Source organism: Comamonas sp. 26 (genome assembly GCF_002754475.1).
Lineage (GTDB): Bacteria > Pseudomonadota > Gammaproteobacteria > Burkholderiales > Burkholderiaceae_C > Comamonas.
Genome location: NZ_PEFL01000001.1, coordinates 638,672 through 662,442, shown reverse-complemented (window position 1 = coordinate 662,442; position 23,771 = coordinate 638,672). Strand labels below are relative to the sequence as shown.

Genomic DNA, 23,771 nt, shown 5'->3' with positions numbered 1-23,771 from the left:
TTTAGAACTTGACTTGAGGGACTGCGCGCTCTTGCTCGTTCTGGGTGGACTGCAGCATTTCCATATGCGCAAAACCCGCCAGACGCGCCACGATCAGATCAGGGAACTGACCGGCTTCATTGTTGAAATCCAGCACCTGATCGTTATAGGCCTGCCGCGCAAAGCCAATGCGGTTTTCAGTGCTGGTGATCTCTTCGCTGAGCTGCTGCATGCGTGCATCCGCCTTGAGCGTGGGATAGGCCTCGGCCAGCGCCATCAGTCGCCCCATCTGGCCACCCAACGCTTGCTCGGCCACCATCAGCGCGCCCATGGCCTGCGCCTGTCCGGGTGACTGGCGCGCCTTGTCTGCCGCGCTGACGGCGGTGCTGCGTGCGCGAATCACCGCCTCCAGCGTCTGTGCCTCGTGCTGCATGTAGCCGCGCGCCACTTCCACCAGATTAGGTATCAGGTCATGGCGACGCTTGAGCTGCACATCAATCTGCGCAAAGGCGTTTTCCACCTGATTCTTGTGCGTGCGCAGACGGTTATAGATGGCCACCGCCCAGATAACGATCACCACAACTACAGCCAAGGCGATATATGCCGTCATATCCTCTTCTCCCTGAATAATTTGTCGCATCATAGCCAGACATCAAAAAGCCGCCGTGGTCATTGCTGCCACGGCGGCCTGGGTTAAGTCCGAAATTTATTTGGACAGGTCGAGTTGATACTTGCTCGTGTCCTTGCCCGTTCCATCATCGGCCATCAACACCGTCACCCCGCTCAGACCGGCTGCCTGGGCCACGCTCAGCGCACCGGTGCCCGAGCTGAACACCACCGGGCCGGCCGTCGTCACCTTGGTAAAGCGCCAGCTCTTGGCCGCGCCGTTGATCGCTCTGGTGATCTGCGGATTCTTGCGCACATACTCAATCACCACATCGCGGTTCGCATCAGGCGAGGCCCAGATAGTGGATGAACCGTCGAGTTTGGGAATAAAACTGGCACCGCTGGTGGCGCGGTAGTTGTTGGTGGCGATCACAAACTCCTGCGCAGTATCGATGGGCTTGCCCAGATAGTTCAGGTTCTTGATGCGACTGCCCACGTGCTGGGTTACGTCGATCTCGTACTGCACGTCCGCCGTGGTGAACATGTCGAAGTTGTAGCCCGGGAAGCTGCTGATCAGCGGCTGCTCGGCCGTCTTGTTCACATCAATCTGGTTGAAGCGCTTGGCCGCAGCCTCCAGCCAGCTCTTGATGTCGGCACCGTTAACCTTCACCGCATACACGGTGTTGGGATAGAGATACAGGTCGGCAGCGTTGTAAATAGCCAGTGGGCCAGTGGCCACATCGGTGAAATCCTTACCGCCCTGAAAGCCCGACTTGAACGGTGCACTCACCGACAGCACGGGCAGGCTGGCGTATTGCGGCAAATTGGCTTTGATGTAGTTGCCCACGTAGGCCTGCTGCGCCTGGTTGACGATTTGTATCGCTCCAGGGTCGCCCACATCGGCAAACAGCGTGCTCATGCGGAAGTCCGTGCTGCCAATCGGCGTCTTCACATAACTGATGGCCGCCTGGTGCTGAGTCTCGATCAACGGTGCGATTGCAGGGTCAGCATCGACAAACACCGCGCTACCTGCCGCATCCTTGTTCTGGATATTGCGCAGCTCGCTCTTGCTGCCGGTCTTTGCCACGCTCCACTTCTTTCCATCCCACTGCAGCGGCAGCTGAATCACGCCCAACGCCTTGCCCCAGGAATTAGCCATGACAGCAGGTACACCGTTGATGGTGCCGGCCTTGTTGTCCACGCCGCTCTGGCTGAAAGCAGGCTTGGCCGATAGATCGGGAAAGACGCTGTGCTGGTGACCCATGACCATGGCATCAATGCCAGCCACCTTGGACAGATAGAGACCCGGGTTTTCCATGGAGGCTGAATAGGCCGATCCATCCAGCCCGCCATGCAGCAGAGCCACCACCACATCGGCACCCTTGGCGCGCAGCTCGGGCACATATTTGCTGGCCGCTTCCACCGCGCCCTCGGTGTAGACCTTGCCTTCCAGATAGCGCTTGTCCCAATTCATGATGCCCGGCGTGGTGAAACCGATCACACCAATCTTGATGGGCAGCTTGACTTCCTTGCCATCGCCGCCCTTGGCCACCATGGTGCGCTCCAGCACGGCATAGGGCTGAACCAGCGGCTTTTTAGTCTTGCTGCTGTAGACATTGGCCAGCACGGCCGGGTAGCCATTGCCCACGCATTTCTGGCTGGCGTTCACGCCTTCCACATCCAAACCACCACCCAGCACTTGATTCAGGAAAGGCAGACCGTAGTTGAATTCGTGGTTGCCCAGCGTGCCCGCATCAAAGCTCAACGCGCCCATGGCCTTGTACATGGACAGCTGCTGTGTGCAGGCGATGGGCTTGATCTCAGCCTCGTAGTCAGCCAGGGCCGTACCCTGAATGGTGTCGCCGTTGTCCACCAGCAGCGTATTGGCGAACTCCTTGCGGGCCTGACGAATCAACGTGGCTGTGCGCTCAAAGCCATAGCTCTTGTCTTCGGCCAGCTTGAAATAGTCATAGCTGCGCACATTGAAGTGCAGATCCGTGGTCTCCAGCACAGCCAGCGTGGCGGTCGCGGGCTGGGAGGCGACAGGCGTGCTGCTGTCATCGCTGCCGCCACAGGCGGCTAGCAATACGGCACAGCCCACGGCCGTCAGCACATTGCGACGATGCCTCAATGTCGAAAAGAAACCGTCTGCGCACAGCTTTGTGCCAGACAAATCGAAATCCTGCATGGTTGACCCTGCTTGTTGAAGTGCAAGCAGTGTCGGCAGCTCTTTTTACAGCGTCATGAAGGTAATTTGACGTTTTGAAACCAGCGACAAAAACTAGGCGCCGCGGTTGCGCATCCAGTCGGCGGTATTCATGAAGCTGGCTTTAAGGCGGGTGCGCAGGGCTTCAGGCACACCGGTCTCGCCCATGGCCTGATCCATGCAGGCCACCCACTGGTCGCGCTCCTGAATACCGATGGAAAACGGCATATGGCGCATGCGCAGACGCGGGTGACCAAAGCGCTCCTGGTAATAGTCTGGGCCGCCCAGCCAGCCGCTGAGAAACCAGAACAGTTTTTGGCGAGCATCGTCCAGCGTGCTGCCATGCGCCGCGCGCAGTTCCTTGTAGCCCGGCTCCAGGTCCATCAGGTCATAAAAGCGGGCGGCCAGTTGCTGGACTTTTTCTTCTCCACCAATCCATTCATAGGGCGTATCAAACGGTGGCTTTTCTTCAATCTGCATGGTGTGAGTCGGTTGCGGCGTAATGACTCAATTGTCCTTGGCGCGGCTTCACCTGCGCTGATGCAAGGCAATTCATTTATTCAACAAGCATCAGGCCCAATAAGTACAAGCGCAAGCAGCTATCAATTCTGAGAGCTCTCATTCTTGCGCCTGCCGCAGCGTCTGCATCACCGGGCGGTTCACCACCTCGCGCAGCGCCCACCAGCCGGCCAGCCAGGCCAGCACCGCTCCGGCCACAGCACCCACCAGCGGCACCCACCACAGCACGCTCCATTCAAAGTCAAATACCCAGCGTGCCAGCGCCCAGCCCACAGCCAGCGCCACGCAGCTGGCCAGAAAACCGGCCATCAGGCCTACACCCGCCAGCTCGGCAGTTTGCACCTGCTGCAGCAGCCCGGACCTTGCGCCCACGGCGCGCATGATGGCGTATTCACGCGCCCGCTCCTCGCGCGTGCCAGTCACAGATGCAAACAGCACCACCAGCCCGGCCACCAAGGTGAAGCCAAACAAAAACTCCACCGCGCGGATGACCTGATCCATCACCTTCTGCACCTGCGCCAGCGTGCTGCTCAGATCGACATTGGTGATGTTGGGAAACTGATTGACCAGCGCATTGTCAAAGCCCTGCACCGCAGGCGCACGGTAGGCGGCCAGATAGGTGACGGCCACGTTGTCCAGATGCTGCACCGGGTAGATGGCAAAGAAGTTAGCGCGCATGGAACTCCAGTCCACCTTGCGCAGACTGGTAATGCGGGCCTCGTTTTCTTCGCCGCCCACATCAAAACGCAGCGTGTCGCCCAGCTTCAGGCCCAGCGTCTTGGCAATGCCTTCTTCCATGCTGATGGCACCCTGCTCGCCCGCAGTCCAGCGGCCGCCCGTAATCTGGTTATGCTCGGGCATGGCTTCAGCGGTGGAGATGTTGAACTCTCTGTCCACCATCCGCTTGGCACGGTCTTCGGCGTAGTCATCGGGGCGAACTTCCTTGCCGTTGATGGCAATCAGGCGCCCACGAATCATGGGATACCAGTCATAGCTTTGCACGCCCGCTTTTTTGAGAGCGGCCTGAAAGTCCTGTGCCTGATCGGGCTGCACATTGATGACAAAACGATCGGGCGCATTGGCCGGCGTGGCTTTGCGCCAGCTGGCGATCAAATCAGTGCGCAGCAACACCAGCAGCACCAGCGCCAGCAAGCCCACGGCCAGTGAGCTGACCTGCACCACGGCATATACCGGCTTGGCAGATATCTGGCGCGTAGCCATCACCATCCAGCGCGGTGCCGTGGCTTCATTGACCACGCGACGCAATAACTTGACCGCAAGCCAGGCCAACCCCGCGAACAGCAACGCGGCAGCCGCAAAACCGCCCACCGCAATCAGCCCCAGCTTGATGTCGCGACTGGCCGCCAGCAACAAAGCCGCAAAGCCTGCCACTCCAACAGCCAGCACCAGCCATGAAGCAGGCTTGAGCGCCCCCAGATCACGCCGCATTACGCGCAGCGGCGGCACCTGCGCCAGTTGCAACACAGGCGGTAAACCAAAGGCCAGCAGCAAGGTCAAACCCATGCCCATGCCCAGCAAGGCAGGCCAGATGCTGGCGGCGGGCAAGGCCGCATCCACCAGCCCGGCAAGCAACCAGACAAAGACATGGTGCACACCCCAGCCCAGCAACACGCCAGCAAGGCTGGAGGCCAGACCGACACATACAAATTCCACCACATAGGCCCATGCAATGCGGCGCTGGCTCTGACCCAGCACGCGCAGCATGGCCGATGCATCGAGATGACTGTTGGCAAATGCACGCGCAGCCAGCGCCACGGCCACGGCAGACAGCAATGCAGACAGCAGCGCCACCAGGCTCAGAAATTTTTCGGCACGGTCCAGCGTCTGCCGCATCTCGGGTCGGCCACTTTCCAGCGACTCAATACGCACGCCATGTTCGGTCTTGGCCTGCTCCTGCGCCCAGCTCAGATAGCGCTGTGCGGTTTGCTCACCGCTGCGCCCCGCATCGCTGGCTCCAGCGACCGCCAAGCGATAAGTAATACGGCTTGCAGGCTGCACCAGTCTTGTCGCGGGCAGATCAGCGCTATTGATCATCACGCGCGGCGCAAAGCTCATAAATCCTGCACCGCGGTCTGGCTCAACCACGATGATGTGAGAGATGTGAAAGCTGGAATCACCCAGCAGCAGTGCATCGCCAAGCTTCAAGCCCAGCGCCTCCAGCAGCGGCGCATCGACCCAGACGTTACCGCTCTCAGGAATCGCCCTCACTTCCAGCACAGGCTGACCAGCACCTTGGCTGAGCTGAATCACGCCGCGCAGCGGATAGCCGGGCTCTACGCTTTTCAGCGCCACCAGGCGGCTGGCACCACCCTGCGCTTGATCGGCGCGCGCCATGGTGGGAAAGCTGGCCGTGGCCACCGTCTGCAAACCTTGCTGCTGCGCCTGATCGATAAAAGCCTCAGGCGTGGGGTTGTCGCTGACCACCACCACATCGCCGCCCAGCAACTGGCGTGCATCGCGCTGCAAGCCGGCCTGCAGACGATCCGCAAAGAAACCCACCGAGGTGAGGGCAGCTACGGCCAGCAGCACGGCCACAATAATCAGGCGCAACTCTCCCGCGCGCAGATCGCGCCAGAGGTTGCGCAGCCCCAGAATCCAGACAGATGATGCTTGCATGGTCAGAACAATAGCGCAGCTGCCAAAGGCACAACAAAAAGCGCCCAGACAAGACCCGTGCAAACCACTTGAGCGCAGGGATGATGGCAAATCACTACCATCTGCGCCATGAATGCCGCGCCGACCGCCCCTACCCCTGAACTGACCGCCTTTGCCCACGCCATCCCCAAGATGGAGCTGCACTGCCACCTGCTGGGCACTGTTCGAAAAAACACGTTTATCGAGCTGACACAGCGCTCCAAAGCACCGCTGACGCTGGAAGAGATCGAAGCCTTCTACACCCGCGGCGAAAAGCCCGTGGGCGTGCTGCGTGTGCTGCGCGCCCTTGACCAGTGGCTGCTGCAGACGCCCGCCGATCTGGAGCGCATCACCTACGAATACCTGCAAGACGCCGCTGCGCACAACGTGCGCTACGCCGAATTTTTCTGGAACCCCACGGGCACCGTTGAATGCTCTGGCATGAGCTATGCCACTGCCCAGCAAGCGATTCTTGCAGGCGCTGCGGCAGCGCAAAAAGACTGCGGCATACGTGGGCGACTTGTTCCATCGATTGACCGCGAAGCCCCGCCCGAAGCCGCCGTGCAGATGGTGCAATGGATGCTGGAGAACCGCCACGATGACGTGCCCGGCATAGGCATCGATTACCGCGAAAACGAACGCCCGCCCGAGCTGTTTCTGGAGGCCTATGCGCTGGCCCGTAAAAACGGACTCAAGACCACGGCCCATGCCAGCGAGTTTGGCCTGCCCTGGAACAATCTGCAGACCGCTGTGGAGCTACTCAAGGTAGACCGCGTGGACCACGGCTACACCGTCATCAACAACCCCGAGCTGGCCCAGCGCTGCGCCGATCTGGGTATTGTGTTCACCGTCGTTCCCAGCAACTCCTACTACCTGCGCACACTTGCGCCAGAGCGCTGGGCGCTGGACCACCCCATCCGCCAGATGCCCGCCATGGGCCTTCGCGTCCATCCCAACACAGACGACCCCACGCTGCACCATATCGACCCCACGGGTGCGTGGACCAAGATGGTCAGCGACTTTGGGTTTTCCATCGCAGATCTCAAAGGATTCATGCTTAACGGCATTGATGCAGCATGGATTGATGACAGCGAAAAACGTGCACTGCACCAGCAATGGAGTGCAGAGTTTGATGTGCTGAGCAGCTCAAGCGATATTTAAGCAAAAAATAGCTATAGCGCTTACTCATCAAGCGCTTAACGCTATCAATTTTCAATCACAAAAGCTCAGCATTTGCGTGATCTCTCATTCTTAGTTTCTGCCTTATGCCCTCAGAACAGCCCGCCAGCCTTGAAGAAATTCAGGCATCTATCGCTAAGCTCAAAATCACAGAGCAGCAGCTTGAAGCCACCGCTGAAAAGTACGCCAAGAAGATGCAAAGCTCCAGAAAGTGGAACTACTTTGCCATCGCCATGGCCGTGGTGGTCTGCGTCGTCTCTTGGGTCAACCATGCTTCAGGCTGGCTGCGCTGGGGCGTACTGCCCAGCGTGCTCTTCATGACGCTGTTTTTTGAAGCCATGCGCCGCCTGCTGGGTGTGACCATGCAAAGCAGCATGCGCCAGCTCAAAATTCAGATCAGCGGGCTCGAAGCCAAGCGGGCAGAACATCAAGCAGCATCGAAAGAGGCGTAAACAAAAGGCAAGGGGCTGAATCGCCTCGCTTTATTCGTCTCCAAGCCAGCCACTGAGCAGCAAACAAAAAAGCCACCCGATGAGGTGGCTTGTTTGTTTTGACTGATGGGAAGGCTGCTGGCTGAGAGCCAGTCTCAGCGTCTGCCGTGCCCTCGGCCACCATGGTCCTTATGACCACCATGCCCTCCAGGCCGATGACCGTGGTGCTTGTGACCGTGCGGATGGCCATGGCCTTGCCCGTAATACCCACCACCGTAATAACCGCCATGAGGGCGATGGCCGTGACCATGGTGCGCATAGCACCCTGACAGGAATAGCGCGAAGACAGAAACTCCAAGTATCTTTTTCATAGCAATAAGTCTAATTTATTCAAATACTTACTGGTATTCAATGTGTAAGCAAGAGAACTGACTCATTTCTCACCCCAACCGTACTGGGGCTTCCAAAAAACTTGTGAATCACCGCCCTGCAACGCTCATTGACTCACTGACGCCTTGTGGCGCTGCACGCTCTCTTCGAAGGTCGATCCGTCCGGCAATACGCAGATACTGCGATCGACTTCCGCAGTCTTTTCTATACGCAACTTGCCGCCAAACTTGCTGCATTGAGCTGCTGCAGGACTACCCATATTGATGGAGACCGACTGAGCGCAGCCGCTGACAATGGCTGCGGCTGCAATGACAGCTCCAGCGATACCTAGTGCATGTTTCATGGATCCAATGTATCAAAACACCAGCCCGCTGCGGTGGGATTTTCAGGGCTGAAAGCCTGCACCTGCCGCCCAGCCCTCAGGCTCGCATGAAGCGAAACCAGAGCGCTAAGAGCGTGTTTACGATCTCTAGGCAAGCACCTGCCTGCGCCCCCAGTTCATTACGGCCGTGCCTGCAATCGCCATGGCACCGCCCAGCAGCATGGAGCCATCCACGCTCTCACCCAGCAACAGGGCTGACAGCATCACGCCAATCACCGGCACCAGTGTGATGTAGCCCGATGCGGCTCCCGCCCCCAGTGTCTTGACGCCCGCAAAGTACCAGGCGTAAGCAATGGCGGTGGAGCCATAGGCCATGAAGATCATGGCCACCCACGCCTGATTGCTGGCATGAAAGGCGGAGATCAGAGCCTGCGGGCCTTCAACCAACATACTGGTGACCAGCAACAGAACGGCACCAAAGATGGCGGTAACCGTGGTGGCAGCCAGTGCATCCACCCCTGCCAGCATGGCGCGCCCGATGAGCGTGTAGCAAACCCAGCAGGCGACGCAGCCCAGAATCAGCATCTCACCAATGCCTAACGTGCCATTGAGCAGTTCCAGCGGCTTGCCATGCGAGATCACCACCACCGCGCCACAGGCCGCCAATGCCATGCCCAGGGCAATCACGCCATTGATGCGCTCCTTGAACAGCCACACGGCCAGCAGCAAGGTCGCAACAGGGTTGAGCGTAATCACCAGCGCCGCCTTGCCTGCGGGTAGATGCTGCAAGCCGCTCAGGAAAAATGCGGCATAGCCAAAGACGCCGGTGGCACCAGCGGCAAACATGCCCAGCCAGGTCTTGAGCGGCCACTTTTTGATCGCAGGAAAACCACCAGACCAGTAAAGCCATGGCAACAGCAAGCTCGCGGCCAGCACAAAGCGCAAACCGGACGCCGCCAGCGGCGACATATTGAGCGCCAAAATACGCCCCGCAGGCCATGAAGCCCCCCAGAGCAAGGCCATGCCCAGCAGACGTAAGTGCGAGCCCATCTGGGCGTTAGCGGGAGTTTTGGAAGTCATGCGAGACCGTAAGAACACAAAAGCCGCAGCACTGGGCAGAGCCAGTCAGCGGCTTTGAAAAGGAGATAGCGGGAAATATACCTGCGGCGATCTGCCCGGACAGGCACCCGCGTGACTACCGCTTTGGCCGCAGTTGCTGGTCGTGCAGCCGCAAGGAGTCTCGGACCAAGGGCAACAACTGCTGCGCCTGCTGCTCATCGCTCAGCGCATCCAGAAGGCGCAGCCGCATGCGCGGGTCCCAGAACTTCTGGATATGCAGTGCAATGCCCTCCAGCGCCTCGTCACGATCAGGGATGGAGACAAAAAATTCGCCAATGCGGTTCGCCATGCGGATCAGGTTGTTCACATCCATTACAGCGCTCCTGCCTCGACCTGAGCGGCCGCCAAATGGCTCAGTTGCTCATCATTGAACTGCGCATAGCCACGCTGCCAGCTAGATGGCTGAGCCACAGGCAGAACCTGCACCGCCGTCACCTTGTACTCGGGGCAGTTGGTGGCCCAGTCAGAGCTGTCGGTGGTAATCACGTTGGCACCCGATTCAGGGAAGTGGAAGGTCGTGTAGACCACGCCGGGCTGAATGCGCTCGGTCACCGTGGCGCGCAGCACCGTGTGACCGGCACGGCTTTCGATACCCACCCAGTCGCCGTCGCGAACGCCGCGATCTTCGGCATCATGCGGATGAATCTCCAGCCTGTCTTCGCTATGCCACTGGCTGTTGGCCGTGCGGCGAGTCTGCGCGCCCACGTTGTACTGCGAGAGGATGCGCCCAGTGGTCAGCAGCAGCGGAAAGCGCTGAGTGACTTTTTCCTCGGTCGCCACATACTGGGTGATGATGAAACGGCCCTTGCCACGCACAAATTGATCTTTGTGCATGATGTCCGTACCGGCCTCTTCGGTGGCCTCATTACATGGCCATTGCACGCTTCCCAGCCGCTCTATCTTTTCATAGCTCACGCCGGCAAACGTGGGCGTGAGTGCGGCAATCTCGGCCATGATTTCTTGGGGGTGACCGTAGTTCATGGGGTAGCCCAGCGCATTCGATAGCAGCTGCGTCACTTCCCAGTCGGCATAGCCGGCCAGCGGTTGCATGAGCTGGGTCACGCGCGAAATGCGGCGCTCGGCATTGGTGAAAGTGCCATCTTTTTCCATGAAGGACGAGCCGGGCAAAAACACATGGGCGTACTTGGCGGTTTCGTTCAAGAAGATGTCCTGCACCACCACGCATTCCATGGCTGCCAACGCGGCCGTCACATGCTGGGTGTTGGGGTCGGACTGAACAATATCTTCGCCCTCGCAGTACAGACCCAGAAAGCTGCCACCCAGCGCCGCTTCAAACATATTGGGTATGCGCAGACCGGGCTCAGGGTTCAGCTGCACACCCCATGCGGCTTCAAACTCGGCGCGCGTTGTGCTGTCCGAGATATGGCGGTAGCCGGGCAGCTCATGCGGAAAGCTGCCCATATCGCAAGAGCCCTGCACATTGTTCTGGCCGCGCAGCGGGTTCACGCCCACACCTTCACGCCCCACATTGCCGGTGGCCATGGCCAGATTGGCAATGCCCATGACCATGGTCGAGCCCTGTGCATGCTCCGTCACACCCAGCCCGTAGTAGATTGCGGCGTTGACTGGCTTACCTGCTGGATGATCGTGCGCGCCCAGCGCATACAGACGGGCCGCGCCGCGCACCAGATCAGGGGCGACGCCGGTAATTTCTGCCGTGGCTTCTGGGGAGTTTTCGGGTCTGGCCACAAACTCTTTCCACTGCGCGAAGGACTTAGCATCGCAACGCTCGTCGATGTATGCATCGGACAGCAAGCCCTCGGTAACGATCACATGAGCCAGCGCGGTAATCATGGCCACATTGGTGCCGGGTCTGAGCTGCAGGTGATAGTCGGCCTGAATGTGGGGAGAGCTGACCAAGTCAATCTCGCGTGGGTCGATCACGATGAGTTTGGCACCCGCACGCAGGCGCTTTTTCATGCGCGAACCAAACACCGGATGGGCCGCCGTGGGGTTGGCGCCAATGACCATGATCACATCAGACTGATCCACCGACTTGAAGGTCTGCGTGCCTGCCGAAGTTCCATAGGTCTGACCCAGCCCATAGCCCGTGGGCGAGTGGCAGACGCGCGCGCAGGTATCGACGTTGTTGTTGCCAAAAGCGGCTCGGATCAGCTTTTGCACCAGATAGGTTTCTTCATTGGTGCAGCGCGATGAGGTGATGCCGCCAATCGAATCCTTGCCATGCCTAGCCTGTATGCGGCGAAACTCGCTGGCCGCATGGCCAATGGCCTCTTCCCAGCTCACTTCACGCCAGGGGTCGCTGATCTTGGCGCGAATCATGGGCTTTGTGATGCGGTCCTTATGCGTGGCATAGCCCCAGGCAAAGCGGCCCTTGACGCAGGCATGGCCCTCGTTGGCCTTGCCGTCTTTCCACGGCACCATGCGCACGACCTGCTCGCCCTTCATCTCGGCCTTGAAGCCGCAGCCCACGCCGCAATAGGCGCAGGTGGTGATCTCACTGTGCTCGGACTGGCCCAGCTCCACCACGGTCTTTTCCTGCAGCGTGGCCGTGGGGCAGGCCTGCACGCAGGCGCCGCAGCTCACGCAGTCGCTGGCCATGAAGCCATCGCCCTGCCCTGCCGTAATGCGCGATTCAAAGCCGCGCCCCGTGATCGTCAGCGCAAACGTGCCCTGCGTCTCTTCGCAGGCGCGCACGCAGCGGTTGCAAACAATGCATTTACTGGGGTCGTAATTGAAATAGGGGTTGGAGGTATCGACCTCAGCCTTGGCTGCGCCCTTGAAGTGATTGGCACCGTCCATGCCATAGCGCACCTCGCGCAGGCCCACCACGCCCGCCATGTCCTGCAGCTCGCAGTCGCCATTGGACGAACAGGTCAGGCAGTCCAGTGGATGGTCGGAGATATACAACTCCATCACGCCCTTGCGCAGCTCCTGCAACTGCGGGCTTTGCGTTTTCACCTTCATGCCAGATTCGGCTGGCGTGGTGCAGGAAGCCGGATAACCCTTGCGCCCCTCGATCTGTACCAGACACAGGCGGCAAGAACCAAAAGGTTCCAGCGAATCCGTAGCACAGAGCTTGGGCACTTTGATACCGCCATCCACGGCGGCACGCATCAGCGAAGTGCCCTTGGGCACGGTGACTTCGCGGCCGTCAATTTGCAGCGTGACCAGCTCTTCAGACAGGCTGAGGGGAGTTCCAAAATCGGTGTGCTTCAAATGTTCCAACATGGTGTTCTCTCCTCAGACGGGCATGACGGCGGCTGCGGACTCGATGCCGAAGTCCTGCGGATAGTGGGTGAGCGCCGAGCGCACCGGATAAGGCGTCATCCCGCCCATGGCACACATGCTGCTGCCCTCCATGAGGTCGCACAGGCTTTCCAGCAGCGCCACATTGGCGGCATGCACAGCGCCTGTGTTGGCCGTGATGCGATCGATAACCTCCACCCCACGTGTGGAGCCTATGCGGCAAGGCGTGCATTTGCCGCAGGATTCGATCGCACAAAACTCCATGGCATAGCGCGCCAGCCGGGCCATATTGGACCCATCGTCATGCACCACCAGGCCGCCATGGCCCACCACATTGCCTTTGGCGGCATAGGCTTCGTAGTCCAGAGGATCGTCCCAGTCGGCGGGTGCCACATAACTGCCCAGCGGCCCGCCCACCTGTATCGCCTTGATGGGCCGGCCCGTGGCCGTGCCGCCGCCAAAGTCCTCGACCAACCCGCGCAAGCTCAGGCCAAAGGCTTTTTCCACCAGTCCGCCGCGCGCGATATTGCCGGCCAGCTGAAACGGCAGCGTGCCGCGCGAGCGGCCCATGCCATAGCCCTGATAAAAGGCAGCGCCCTTGGCCAAAATGACAGGCACGGTCGCCAGCGTGATCACGTTGTTGATCACCGTGGGTTGGCCAAACAGACCTTCGATGGCCGGCAGCGGCGGCTTGGCCCGCACAATGCCGCGTTTGCCTTCGATGCTCTCCAGCATCGCGGTTTCTTCACCGCAGACATAGCTGCCCGCACCTTTGCGAACCTGCAGATAAAACGCCCGGCCGCTACCAGCCACATTGCCGCCCAGCCAGCCCGCCGCGCTGGCGCGGGCAATGGCTTCTTTCAATGTGGCAATCGCATGCGGATACTCGCTGCGCACATAGATATAGCCTTGGGTGGCACCCACGGCCAGCGCCGCAATCGCCATGCCTTCGATCAGGCAGAACGGGTCGCCTTCCATCAGCAGGCGGTCGGCGAACGTGCCCGAATCTCCTTCATCGGCATTGCAAGCAATGTATTTTTGCGTACCTGCCGCAGCCGCCACCGTCTTCCACTTGATGCCGGCCGGAAACGCCGCGCCACCGCGCCCACGCAGGCCCGAGTCCAGCACCTGCTGCACCACGGCTTCGGGCCCTATGACCGCTGCGGCCTTCAGACCTTGCCAGCCACCATGGGCGGCATAGTCTGCCAAGCTCAGCGGATCAATCACTCCCACGCGGGCAAAAGTGAGGCGTTCCTGCTTTGCCAGATAGGGGATTTGATCGGTCAAGCCATGGCATAGCGCGTGCGCACCGCCTTGCAGCAGGCCGGCATCCAGCAAGCCGGGCACGTCGGCCCCGCTGACCGGGCCATAGGCCACGCGGCCTTGCGCGGTCTCGACTTCGACCAGAGTCTCCAGCCACAACAGACCGCGCGAGCCATTGCGTACCAGCTCGACAGGCAGGTCGCGCGCCGCGCATTCCTCAGCCAGCACGCGGGCTACCTCGTCAGCGCCCACGGCCAGCGCAGCGGCATCGCGTGGCACATAGATGCGTACGGTGTCCGCTCCTGATTCCATAGCTTCCTGCGCTTTATCCATAAGCGCTATAACCGGTTTTGACTTCAAATCCTGCAGCAATGCATCCAGCTTGAACGGCGTGAGGTGGGCATGGACCTCCACCTCGTTGACCATGAGCGCGGGCGACTGGGCGCACAGTCCCAGGCAGTACACGGGCTCAAGCGTTACGCAGCCATCAGCGGTGGTTTCATGAGCCTTGCAGCCCAGCACTTGCTCAGCATGGGCCAGCAGCGCATCAGCGCCGCGTGACTGGCAGGATTCGGCGCGGCAGATCTGAATCAGGGTCTGACCATGAGGCTGCTCACGCAGATGGGGGTAGTAGCTAATGACGCCATGCACCTCGGCCCGCGAGAGTTTGAAGGCGTCGGCAATCGGCGGTACGGCGGCGCGCGGAATAAAGCCCAGCGAGTGCTGCACGACATGCAGCAGTGGCAGCAGGCCACCGGGTTCGCTGGCAAAACGCGCCAGCGCGTGGTTCAGAGCTTCAACTTGTTGGGTGCTTAGCTTTTGCGGCGCAAGCTGGGCCAGCGGCACGGTTTTTTCATGGGGCATGGGGTGGCCTTTTTATGCAGGCGCTGCAGCGCCTTTGTCTCTGCCCCTATTTCAGCCCCCAGCGCTTACCCCGTCAAATTCATTAGCGCTATGCGCTGATTCATTCTGTGAATCAAACTCGGTCCCGCACAGCCCCGGCAAAGCGCGTGCATTGCTCACGCCACTGTGTGGTTTCCATCAAGGCCATGGCCGCCAACAGGGCGCGGGTGGCGGTTTCTTTGGGCTGCGTCAAAAAGGCAATCGCCGTCTGCGCCTGGGGCGTAATCAGCGGGCGCACGTTCAGCGCGGCAGCTTCTGGCAAGGTGGCGACCAGCGCGCCGGGCAGTACGCTGTGCAGGCCGCCATCGCTGACGGCCATCATCAGGCTGAGCACGGAATTGGTTTCCATGGCAGCGCTGACCTCGCAGCCTGCCGCCTTGAAACTCTGGTCCACGATCAGGCGGTTGTGCATATCAGGCGTCAAAAGGCATAGCGGCAGCTTGGCGGCCTGCGCCCACTTGACGGCTTTTTGGCTTGATTTTTCAGTCGCAGGACTGAGCAGAAAGTAATGCTCCTGATACTGCGGCCAGACGGTGATTCGGGCACTCTCCCGCGCAAGCAAGCGGTCGCTGTATCCCAGCGCCAGATCCAGCGACAGGTCTTCCAGCCCGGCTTCAATTTCCAGCGAGCTCATGGACAGCACCATGGGCGTGATGCCCGGATGCCGTGCACGCAACAGCGCGGCAAAGCGCGTCAGCATGGGCATGGCCGTGGGCACGGCGGCCATGCGCAGCTTGCCTTTGAGCTGACCGGCCCCCACACTCAAGTCCTGGCGCAAGGCTTCTTCGGCCTTGAGCATGGACAGCGCCGTGGCCAGCACCTGCTCGCCTTCGGGCGTCAGCCCGCCAAACACACGGCCACGTCGCACAATGACCGCGCCAAACTCGGCCTCCAGCGCCCTGAGCGCGTTGGACAGTGCAGGCTGCGTGATATGGCAAGCCTGCGCCGCCCTTGCGAAATGGCGGTGCTCATTGAGTGCCACCAGATAACGCAGGGAGGTCAGCAGGTTCATCAGGTGTTGCTGCTCACCGTGATCGTGGGGAACTTGCTGGAGAAGTCCTTGGCCTTGAGCGCCACCTTCACAGCCAGATCGCGGGCGACCTTTTTGTAGATCTGGGCCGCTTCGCTCTCAGGCTCTGCCACCACGGTGGGCTTGCCACTGTCGGCCTGCAGGCGAATCTGCAGCGACAAAGGCAGCGCGCCCAGATAGTCGATGTTCTGCTCGCCAGCCATCTTCTTGCCGCCGTCAGCGCCAAAGATATGCTCGACATGACCGCAGTTGGTGCAAACGTGAGCGGCCATGTTTTCGACCAGGCCCAGGATGGGCACGCCCACCTTTTCGAACATCTGAATGCCCTTCTTGGCATCGATCAGCGCAATGTCCTGGGGCGTGGTCACCACCACGGCGCCCGTCATGGGTACGCGCTGGGCCAGCGTCAGCTGGATGTCGCCGGTGCCGGGTGGCATGTCGACAAACAGATAGTCCAGATCCTTCCAGTTGGTCTGGCGCAGCATCTGCTCCAGCGCCTGTGTGGCCATGGGGCCGCGCCAGATCATGGCCTGGTCGTTATTGACCAGCAGACCGATGGACATGACCTGCACGCCGTAGTTCTCCAGCGGCTCCATGGTCTTTCCGTCATGGCTCTCGGGCTTGCCCGACACGCCCATCATCATGGGCTGGCTGGGGCCATAGATATCGGCATCCAGAATACCCACGCGCGCGCCTTCGGCCGCCAGCGCCAGCGCCAGATTGGCGGTGGTCGTGCTCTTTCCCACGCCGCCCTTGCCGGACGAGATGGCGATGATGTTCTTCACACCCGTCAGCAGCTGCACACCGCGCTGCACGGCATGCGATGCAACCTTGGTAGTAATGTTGACCGAAACATTGCCCACACCGGCCACGGACTTGGCTGCGGCAATGAACGCGCTGCGCAGGGCTGCGTGCAAGCTTTGGGCGGGGTAGCCCATTTCCACGTCAAACGAGACGTCATCTCCGGCGATCTGCAGGTTGCGCAGGGCGCGGGTGCTCACAAAGTCCTTGCCTGTGTGCGGATCGAGCACGCCAGCGAATGCGCTCAGCAGCGCTTGTTCTGTAACAGCCATGGGTTTCAGTTTTCCAGAGGTTTCTTCGATGCCGGATAGTCTAGCGAAGCCGCCCAACCCCTGCGCACAAGAGACAATGCAACCCTTTGCCAAAAATTTGAGAGACAGCCCGTGAAACTGAAGATGGCCGAAAACTCCCTGTTTGCAGTCCTGATGCGCTCGCGCTGGTGGATCAGCTTTGCGATCTGCGCCGCTGTGGTGCTGGTGTCGCTGGCGCTATTCCCCAAGGACATATCGCCCTTTGCCGCCCTGGGTGCATTCCCGTTTTTTGTCGTGGGCTGCATCGCCTTCTACAAACAGATGAGCGCGCCCAGCCCGGCGCAGATGGAAGAAATCCAGCAAGTCATTGCCGCGCAGAGCTGGGCCGACTTCAGCACGCAGCTGCAAACCGCATGGCAAGCCGAGGGCTATGACGTGCAGCGCCTGAACCTGCCCGGCGCAGACCTGCTGCTGACCCGCAACGGCCAGACCAGCGTGGTCAGCGCCCGCCGCTGGAAGGCCGCCACCCATGGCGTGGAGCCGCTGCGCGAGCTGCAGGCGGCACAAGCCAAGCAGCAGGCCGATCTGGCCATTTATGTGGCGCTGCAGCCACTGGGCGACAACGCCTCCAGCTGGGCCGCGCAGAACCAGGTGGTGGTGCTGAACGGTAAATCCATGGCGACCTTGATCGCAAAAAACCGCAAGAAGCGCTAACACTGCACGCGACTCTGCCGCCTCGGTCTACCGCCTGCCGCCCAATACGGGCACACTGCAGGCATGGCGGCAGAGCAGTTCTCACCCACCTTCCCTCCCAGTCTTGCCGACGTCGATCGGCAGAACTCCGCAGGCCCTGCATCCAGCATCGGGCCGACCGGGCTGTTGCTCAGCGGTGGCGGGGCACGCGCTGCCTATCAGGTGGGCGTGCTGCAAGCCATTGCCGCCCTGCGCCGTGAACAGGGCCTGCAACATGGCCCCAATCCCTTCCCCGTGCTTGCAGGCACCTCAGCAGGTGCTATCAATGTTGCAGCACTCGCCTGCCATGCCGATGCCTTTGACGCCGCCGTGCGGCGCATGACCCATGTCTGGGGCCACATGCACACCGAGCAGATTTACAAAGCCGACTCGCTCAGCATGCTGCGCAGCGGCGCACACTGGATGACCCTGCTGTCGCTGGGCTGGGCACTGGCACGCTGGAGCCGCATGAGCCCCCGCTCGCTGCTGGACAACAGCCCACTCAAAGCGCTGATGAGTAGCGATCTCATGCCTTTCGAGCGCATTTCCCAACTCATAGAAAGCGGCCACCTGCATGCGCTGGCCATCACGGCATCGAGCTACAGCAGCGGCCAGCACATCACCTTTTTTCAGACCCGCGAGTGCCTGAGCCCCTGGATTCGCGACCAGCGCAAGGCTGTGCAGACCCTGCTCACCACCGATCACCTACTGGCCTCATCAGCCCTGCCCTTTATCTTTCCGGCCATGCCGCTGCCCATGGATGGGCACCTTGAATACTTTGGCGACGGCTCCATGCGCCAGACCGCCCCCCTCGCCCCCATGATTCACCTGGGGGCCAACAAGCTGCTGGTAGTCGGCGCGGGCCGTCGGCATGAGCCCACCACCAGCCCGTCGCAGGTCGATGCAAGCTACCCCACCCTGGCCCAGGTAGCCGGGCATGCGCTGTCCAGCATTTTTCTCGACACACTGGCCGTAGACATTGAACGCGCCGAGCGCATCAACCACACCTTGAGCCTGATCTCGCCAGCCGAGCGCATCCACAGCCGACTGCGCCCGGTTGAGGTGCTGGCCATCACACCCAGCGAGCGCATTGACGACATTGCCACCCGCCACATCGACAAACTGCCCCTGCCCGTGCGCACCTTGTTGGCCACACTGGGCGTACGCATGAGCGCAGGATCAAGCCCCGAAGCCCCTTTGCACGATGGCGCGCTGGCCAGCTACCTGCTATTTGAGCAAGGCTACACCCGTGAACTGATGGCACTGGGCCACAAAGATGCCATGGCCCGCAGGGAAGAGATCACCCGATTTTTTGGCTGGACGCAAACACAGCCACCTGCGTGAGAACCCCTGCCATAGCCTGCAAATGATGTATGAGACACTTTGTTTCACCTATACAACCAGCACCCAACCTGCCTAGTGACCACGCCACCTCAGACCATTCGCGGCGCCTCATCGCTCAAGCTCTCACTCATCCTGCCTTTTATTGCACTGATTGCGCTGTTGACCTCGGCGCTGGGCATGCTCTGGTACTGGACAGGCAGTAACACGGTGTCCGCGCTGTCCGAGCAGGTGATGGAGGAAAAGGCTGAGCGCATCGCCCTGATTGTGGACAGGCACCTGCACAGCTCAAGCGCCGTGCTTGAAGCGGCTTTCCCCAGCGGCCAGCCTGTTTACTCAGACATCAGCGAGCATGTTCAGTCACTGGTCTCACGCCTGTGGGTGGCTACTTCGCTGCACACCCAGCCCAACGACTATGTTTACTACGGCAACGTGGCAGGCCAGGGCATCGCCCTCAAGCGCCAGCAGCCAGCGCTGGGGCAACTGCGTCTCAAAACCTTGGCCAGCGACCACCGCAGCTATTTCAAGGTGACCGGCATCCACGCCAAGCCCATCTACGAATACACCGAAAGCACGCTCTTCGACCCCCGCCAGCGCCCCTGGTTCAAGCTCGCCGCCGAATCTGCCGGCTCCATCTGGACGCCGGTTTACATCGACTTCAGCGCTCAAGATCTGGTGCTGACACGCGCCCGCCGCATTCTCTCGCCCCGCGGCAAGCTCGAAGGTGTGGTGGCCGCTGACATCTCCCTCAAAGCCCTCAATGACTTTGTAGACCAGCTGCACCTGAGCAAGCACGGCCGCGCCTTCATCATCGAAGCTGATGGTGCCCTGATCGCCGCCACCGGCATGCCCAACATCCACCTTCGCCCCGACGGCAAGATGGAGCGCATGAGCGCCGCCAACAGCCAGGACCCGCTGATTCAGGCCGTTTATGAAAAAATTCAGGAAGTCTTTCACACCAACGCCTCTGACGACGCACCCCGCACGGCTCTGCTGGAAGATGCCGACCAGCACAAAATCCGCATCGCCTACCGCCGCCTGAGCAACGGTGCCGGTCAGGACTGGATCGCCGTGGTCGCCGTGCCGCACAAAGACATGCTGGCCGGCGTCTACCGCCACATGATGCTGGTGGGGGGCCTGGGCTTTTTGGCGCTAATCGTGGCCGTCTTCATCGGCACCCGCATCTTTGGTGCCGTGGCCAACGATATGCGCTCGCTGACCCGCGCCGTGCGCCGCGTGGGCCAGGGCGAGATCGACACCCCCATCGAAGTGCAGCGCCGCGACGAGATTGGCGAGCTGGCCCACAACTTCCACCGCATGCGCCACAGCCTGTTCACCGATCCGCTGACCGGCGCCAGTAACCGCAGCGCACTGCAGCATATTCTGAGCACCCTGACCCGCCCCCTGCCGGGCCAGCAACATGCCGCCCCGTTCACCCTGCTGTTTGTGGACTTGGACCGTTTCAAGCCCCTCAACGACCGCTGGGGCCATGACAACGGCGACCTGGCCCTGGCCGAAGTCACGCTGCGCATGCGCAACCTGCTGCGCCCCGACGATGTGGTCGCGCGCCTGGGCGGTGATGAGTTCGTCATCATCCTGCGCGGCGTCTCTGATGAAGAGCAGATACAGGCGGTGCGCCTGAAGATTGACCTTGCGCTGCAAGAGCCGCTGGTCACGCTGCGAGGCCTGCCCGAAGGCGAAGTCGTCACCGTCGGTGCATCCATTGGTCAGGCCATCTACCCCCGCGATGCGCAGGATGCCCAGATCCTGCTCAAAATGGCCGATCAAGACATGTACCGCAACAAAGGGCCATCGATACGTTGATGCCGGCGCTATCTCAATAAAAGCGGCTAGCGCCTGATATTCATGGAAATCAAATTGATTTCAGCCTAAAACCCAATGAAATCAAGCGCTATAAGCTATCAAAATAAAAGTATTCGGGGTGCCTGCCATTGGCATCCAGCCCATCCGCAAACCCCATTCCCGCAGCTTGGAGCCAAGCCCTTTTAGAATGGCAGGTTCTCTGTGAAAGCTGTTCCCTCATGACCGCACGCAAACTCTTCGTTACCACCGCCCTGCCGTACGCCAACGGCAATTTCCACATCGGCCACATCATGGAATACATCCAGGCCGATACCTGGGTGCGTGCGCAGCGAATGCAGGGCAACGCGGTCAACTTCGTGGGTGCCGATGACGCCCACGGTGCTCCCATCATGATTGCCGCTGAAAAAGCCGGCAAAACGCCCCAGCAGTTTGTGGCCGACATTGCGGCTGGCCGCAAGCCCTACCTCGACGGCTTTCACATCGCCTTCGACAACTGGAGCAACACCGACAGCCCGGCCAACCACGAGCTGTCCAAGCAGATCTATCTGGACCTGAAAAAGGCCGGTTTCATCGAATCCCGCACCATCGAGCAGTTCTTCGACCCCGAGAAGAACATGTTCCTGCCCGACCGTTTCATCAAGGGCGAGTGCCCCCGTTGCCACGCCAAAGACCAGTACGGCGACAACTGCGAAGTCTGCAGCTCGGTCTACGCGCCCACCGACCTCATCAACCCGTTCTCGGCCCTGTCGGGTGCCACGCCGGTGATGAAGTCGTCCGAACACTTCTTCTTCAAGCTATCCGACCCACGCGCTGTGGAGTTCCTGACTGAGTGGACGCAGGACGGCAAGCATGTGCAGCCCGAAGTCGCCGCCAAGATCAAGGAATGGTTTGGCGTGCGCACCAACCCCGATGGTTCGACCAGCGAAGGCCTTGACGACTGGGACATCAGCCGTGATGCGCCCTACTTCGGCATCGAAATTCCCGACGCACCGGGCAAGTACTTCTATGTCTGGCTGGACGCGCCTGTGGGTTATCTGGCCTCGCTCAAAGAACTGCTGGCCAAGCGTGGCGAAGACTACGACGCCTACATGGCCGACCCCGATCTGGAGCAGTACCACTTCATCGGCAAGGACATCATCACCTTCCACACGCTGTTCTGGCCTGCGATGCTGAAGTTCAGCGGCCGCAAGACGCCGACCAAGATTTGCGTGCACGGCTTCCTCACCGTCAACAACGGCGAGAAGATGAGCAAGAGCCGAGGCACCGGCCTTGACCCCCTCAAGTACCTGGCCCTCAAGATGAACCCCGAGTGGCTGCGCTACTACCTGGGCGCCAAGCTCAATGGCAAAAACGAAGACATCGACTTCACGGCCGAAGACTTCATGCTGCGCGTGAACTCCGACCTGATCGGCAAGTACGTCAACATTGCGTCACGCGCCGCAGGCTTTATCAGCAAGCGCTTTGAAGGCAAGCTGGGCCAGGTCTCTGAAGACGGCCAGACCTTGCTGGCCGCGCTGCGCGAGCAGCAAGCCGCCATCGTCGCGTCGTACGAAGCCCGCGACACCGCCCGCGCTGCCCGCGACATCATGTCGCTGTGCGACAAGGTCAACAGCTATGTGGACGCCAACAAGCCCTGGGAGCTGGCCAAGAAGGAAGGCATGGACGCACGCCTGCACGATGTGTGCACGACCTGCATCGAAGCCTTCCGCATTCTGACCATCTACCTGTCGCCCATCCTGCCCGCCGTGGCCGCCGAAGTGGCCAACTTCCTCATCGTGCCGCCCGAGAGCTTTGCCGATGTGGTCAAGCCCCTGGGCCAAGGCCACCAGATTGGCGTGTACCAGCACCTGATGCAGCGCGTGGACCCCAAACAGCTCGAATCGCTGTTTGAGGCACCTGCAGGCCAAGCTGCTCCCGCAGCCGAGCCCGTCAAGGCCGAGAAAAAAACCGCCAAGAAGGCCGAGCCCGTGATCGACCCCAATGCCCCCGGTGGCGAGCCACTGGCTGAAACCATTGGCATTGACGACTTCATGAAGATCGACCTGCGCATTGCCAAGATTCTGGAATGCAAGGCCGTCGAAGGCTCGACCAAGCTGCTGCAGCTGACGCTGGACGTGGGCGAAAAGGACGAAAACGGCCAGCCCAAGACCCGCAATGTCTTCAGCGGCATCAGCAGCATGTACAGCCCCGAGCAACTGGTGGGCAAGCTGACTGTGACCGTGGCCAATCTGGCCCCGCGCAAAATGAAGTTCGGCATGTCTGAAGGCATGGTGCTGGCTGCCAGCCACGCCGATGAGAAGACCCACCCCGGCATTTATGTGCTGGAACCCTTCCCCGGCGCGCAGCCCGGCATGCGGATTCATTGATGCGACCCCCTCTGAGGCGCTTTGCGCCTTTCACCTCTCTCGCTGCGCGGGAGGGGGACGACGGACTCTCTGCGGGGCGGCCCTTGCTTTCCACCCCAACGTTGGTTCGGGCTTTATCAGGCTCCATTGGCTCCTTGTTTGCAGGAGCTTTTTTGTGCCTGAGCCTCTCGGGCTGCGCCGTCGTGGCCGTCACCAGTGCCGCCGTCAGCGTGACAGCGGGTGCCGTGGGTCTGGCCGCCGATGCTGCCATTGGCACGGCCAAAATAGTGGGCAAGGGCGTTGGCAAAGCGGCCGATGCGCTGATGGATGACGACAAGCCCGGTATCAGTGACAGCAGCGGCGTGAATATTCGCTACCGTGACTCGGCCAGTCCGCCTGCAATGCCCGCCGAAACACCGGCACCTGCGGCTACGGCAACGCCGGTTGCTCCGCCTTCTGCCATTCAGTCTGAATATTGACAAAACAGGCTGCAGCCCATTCAGATCAGCCGCATGAAGCTACTTATTTAATAGCATCATGCGGTTCTTTCATGCCTGCTGTACGCTTACACGAGACATACGCAAGCACAAGCGGCTGGCATAACTAAATAACCAAGAACTTCCTGTTACACCAGTGGGATATAG

Annotated in this window: 19 protein-coding genes; 8 read left to right on the top strand and 11 right to left on the bottom strand. The window is 60.6% G+C overall.

All coding sequences use genetic code 11. The annotated features are described in order from the left end of the window. Window position 1: 1 nt before the first annotated feature. The 4 genes from CLU84_RS03120 to CLU84_RS03105 all read right to left on the bottom strand — a co-directional run bounded on the left by CLU84_RS03120 (window position 2) and on the right by CLU84_RS03105 (window position 5,947). Window positions 2-589, bottom strand: a complete 588-nt coding sequence (locus CLU84_RS03120; RefSeq protein ID WP_099737834.1) for a LemA family protein — start codon at window positions 587-589, stop codon at window positions 2-4. 96 nt (window positions 590-685) lie between these two features. After that, entirely contained in the window at window positions 686-2,773 is a 2,088-nt protein-coding gene (locus tag CLU84_RS03115) for a bifunctional 2',3'-cyclic-nucleotide 2'-phosphodiesterase/3'-nucleotidase (RefSeq protein ID WP_099735898.1), read from the bottom strand. A gap of 93 nt (window positions 2,774-2,866) precedes the next feature. Further along, entirely contained in the window at window positions 2,867-3,271 is a 405-nt protein-coding gene (locus CLU84_RS03110) for a group II truncated hemoglobin (protein ID WP_099735897.1), read from the bottom strand. A gap of 138 nt (window positions 3,272-3,409) precedes the next feature. Next, on the bottom strand, window positions 3,410-5,947 hold the full coding sequence (locus CLU84_RS03105; RefSeq protein ID WP_099735896.1) for an ABC transporter permease: 2,538 nt from the start codon (window positions 5,945-5,947) through the stop codon (window positions 3,410-3,412). A gap of 108 nt (window positions 5,948-6,055) precedes the next feature. Between CLU84_RS03105 and CLU84_RS03100 the strand changes: the two genes are divergently transcribed. From CLU84_RS03100 to CLU84_RS21980, 3 genes are all read left to right on the top strand, one after another. Continuing rightward, a complete protein-coding gene (locus CLU84_RS03100; protein ID WP_099735895.1) occupies window positions 6,056-7,126 on the top strand; it encodes an adenosine deaminase in 1,071 nt (356 codons plus the stop codon). Window positions 7,127-7,230: 104 nt separating this feature from the next. Next, a complete protein-coding gene (locus tag CLU84_RS03095) occupies window positions 7,231-7,596 on the top strand; it encodes a hypothetical protein (protein ID WP_099735894.1) in 366 nt (121 codons plus the stop codon). A 170-nt stretch (window positions 7,597-7,766) separates the two neighbouring features. Continuing rightward, window positions 7,767-7,904, top strand: a complete 138-nt coding sequence (locus tag CLU84_RS21980) for a hypothetical protein (RefSeq protein WP_158235161.1) — start codon at window positions 7,767-7,769, stop codon at window positions 7,902-7,904. A gap of 167 nt (window positions 7,905-8,071) precedes the next feature. On the opposite strand, the gene CLU84_RS03090 is transcribed toward CLU84_RS21980, so the two are convergent. From CLU84_RS03090 to apbC, 7 genes are all read right to left on the bottom strand, one after another. Then, the gene (locus CLU84_RS03090) at window positions 8,072-8,308 is read right to left on the bottom strand and encodes a DUF333 domain-containing protein (protein WP_099735893.1); all 237 of its coding nucleotides are present in this window, start codon (window positions 8,306-8,308) and stop codon (window positions 8,072-8,074) included. 126 nt (window positions 8,309-8,434) lie between these two features. Beyond that, window positions 8,435-9,367 carry a DMT family transporter gene (locus CLU84_RS03085; protein ID WP_199173677.1) on the bottom strand — a complete coding sequence of 311 codons (933 nt, stop codon included), beginning with the start codon at window positions 9,365-9,367 and terminating at the stop codon, window positions 8,435-8,437. 115 nt (window positions 9,368-9,482) lie between these two features. After that, window positions 9,483-9,719 (bottom strand): formate dehydrogenase subunit delta, encoded by a 237-nt coding sequence (locus tag CLU84_RS03080; RefSeq protein WP_099735891.1) that lies wholly within the window; start codon window positions 9,717-9,719, stop codon window positions 9,483-9,485. Further along, the gene (fdhF, locus tag CLU84_RS03075; protein WP_099735890.1) at window positions 9,719-12,619 is read right to left on the bottom strand and encodes a formate dehydrogenase subunit alpha; all 2,901 of its coding nucleotides are present in this window, start codon (window positions 12,617-12,619) and stop codon (window positions 9,719-9,721) included. The genes CLU84_RS03080 and fdhF overlap by 1 nt, the downstream gene beginning before the upstream one ends. 12 nt (window positions 12,620-12,631) lie before the next feature. Beyond that, window positions 12,632-14,764 carry a formate dehydrogenase subunit gamma gene (locus tag CLU84_RS03070; protein WP_099735889.1) on the bottom strand — a complete coding sequence of 711 codons (2,133 nt, stop codon included), beginning with the start codon at window positions 14,762-14,764 and terminating at the stop codon, window positions 12,632-12,634. A 112-nt stretch (window positions 14,765-14,876) separates the two neighbouring features. After that, a complete protein-coding gene (locus CLU84_RS03065; RefSeq protein WP_099735888.1) occupies window positions 14,877-15,815 on the bottom strand; it encodes a LysR substrate-binding domain-containing protein in 939 nt (312 codons plus the stop codon). Beyond that, complete coding sequence (gene apbC, locus CLU84_RS03060) at window positions 15,815-16,906, bottom strand: iron-sulfur cluster carrier protein ApbC (RefSeq protein ID WP_099735887.1); 1,092 nt, start codon at window positions 16,904-16,906, stop codon at window positions 15,815-15,817. Before apbC ends, CLU84_RS03065 begins: the two co-directional genes overlap by 1 nt. Before the next feature lie 123 nt (window positions 16,907-17,029). On the opposite strand from apbC, the gene CLU84_RS03055 reads away from it, so the two are divergent. The 5 genes from CLU84_RS03055 to CLU84_RS03035 all read left to right on the top strand — a co-directional run bounded on the left by CLU84_RS03055 (window position 17,030) and on the right by CLU84_RS03035 (window position 23,606). Next, complete coding sequence (locus tag CLU84_RS03055; RefSeq protein WP_099735886.1) at window positions 17,030-17,599, top strand: restriction endonuclease; 570 nt, start codon at window positions 17,030-17,032, stop codon at window positions 17,597-17,599. 63 nt (window positions 17,600-17,662) lie between these two features. Then, window positions 17,663-18,961, top strand: a complete 1,299-nt coding sequence (locus CLU84_RS03050) for a patatin-like phospholipase family protein (RefSeq protein WP_099735885.1) — start codon at window positions 17,663-17,665, stop codon at window positions 18,959-18,961. Window positions 18,962-19,036: 75 nt separating this feature from the next. Next, the gene (locus tag CLU84_RS03045; RefSeq protein WP_099737833.1) at window positions 19,037-20,782 is read left to right on the top strand and encodes a sensor domain-containing diguanylate cyclase; all 1,746 of its coding nucleotides are present in this window, start codon (window positions 19,037-19,039) and stop codon (window positions 20,780-20,782) included. Window positions 20,783-21,000: 218 nt separating this feature from the next. Then, window positions 21,001-23,148, top strand: a complete 2,148-nt coding sequence (metG, locus tag CLU84_RS03040) for a methionine--tRNA ligase (RefSeq protein WP_099735884.1) — start codon at window positions 21,001-21,003, stop codon at window positions 23,146-23,148. Between the two features lie 152 nt (window positions 23,149-23,300). Then, window positions 23,301-23,606, top strand: coding sequence for a hypothetical protein (locus tag CLU84_RS03035; protein WP_233209909.1), 306 nt, complete (start codon window positions 23,301-23,303; stop codon window positions 23,604-23,606). Window positions 23,607-23,771: the final 165 nt, after the last annotated feature.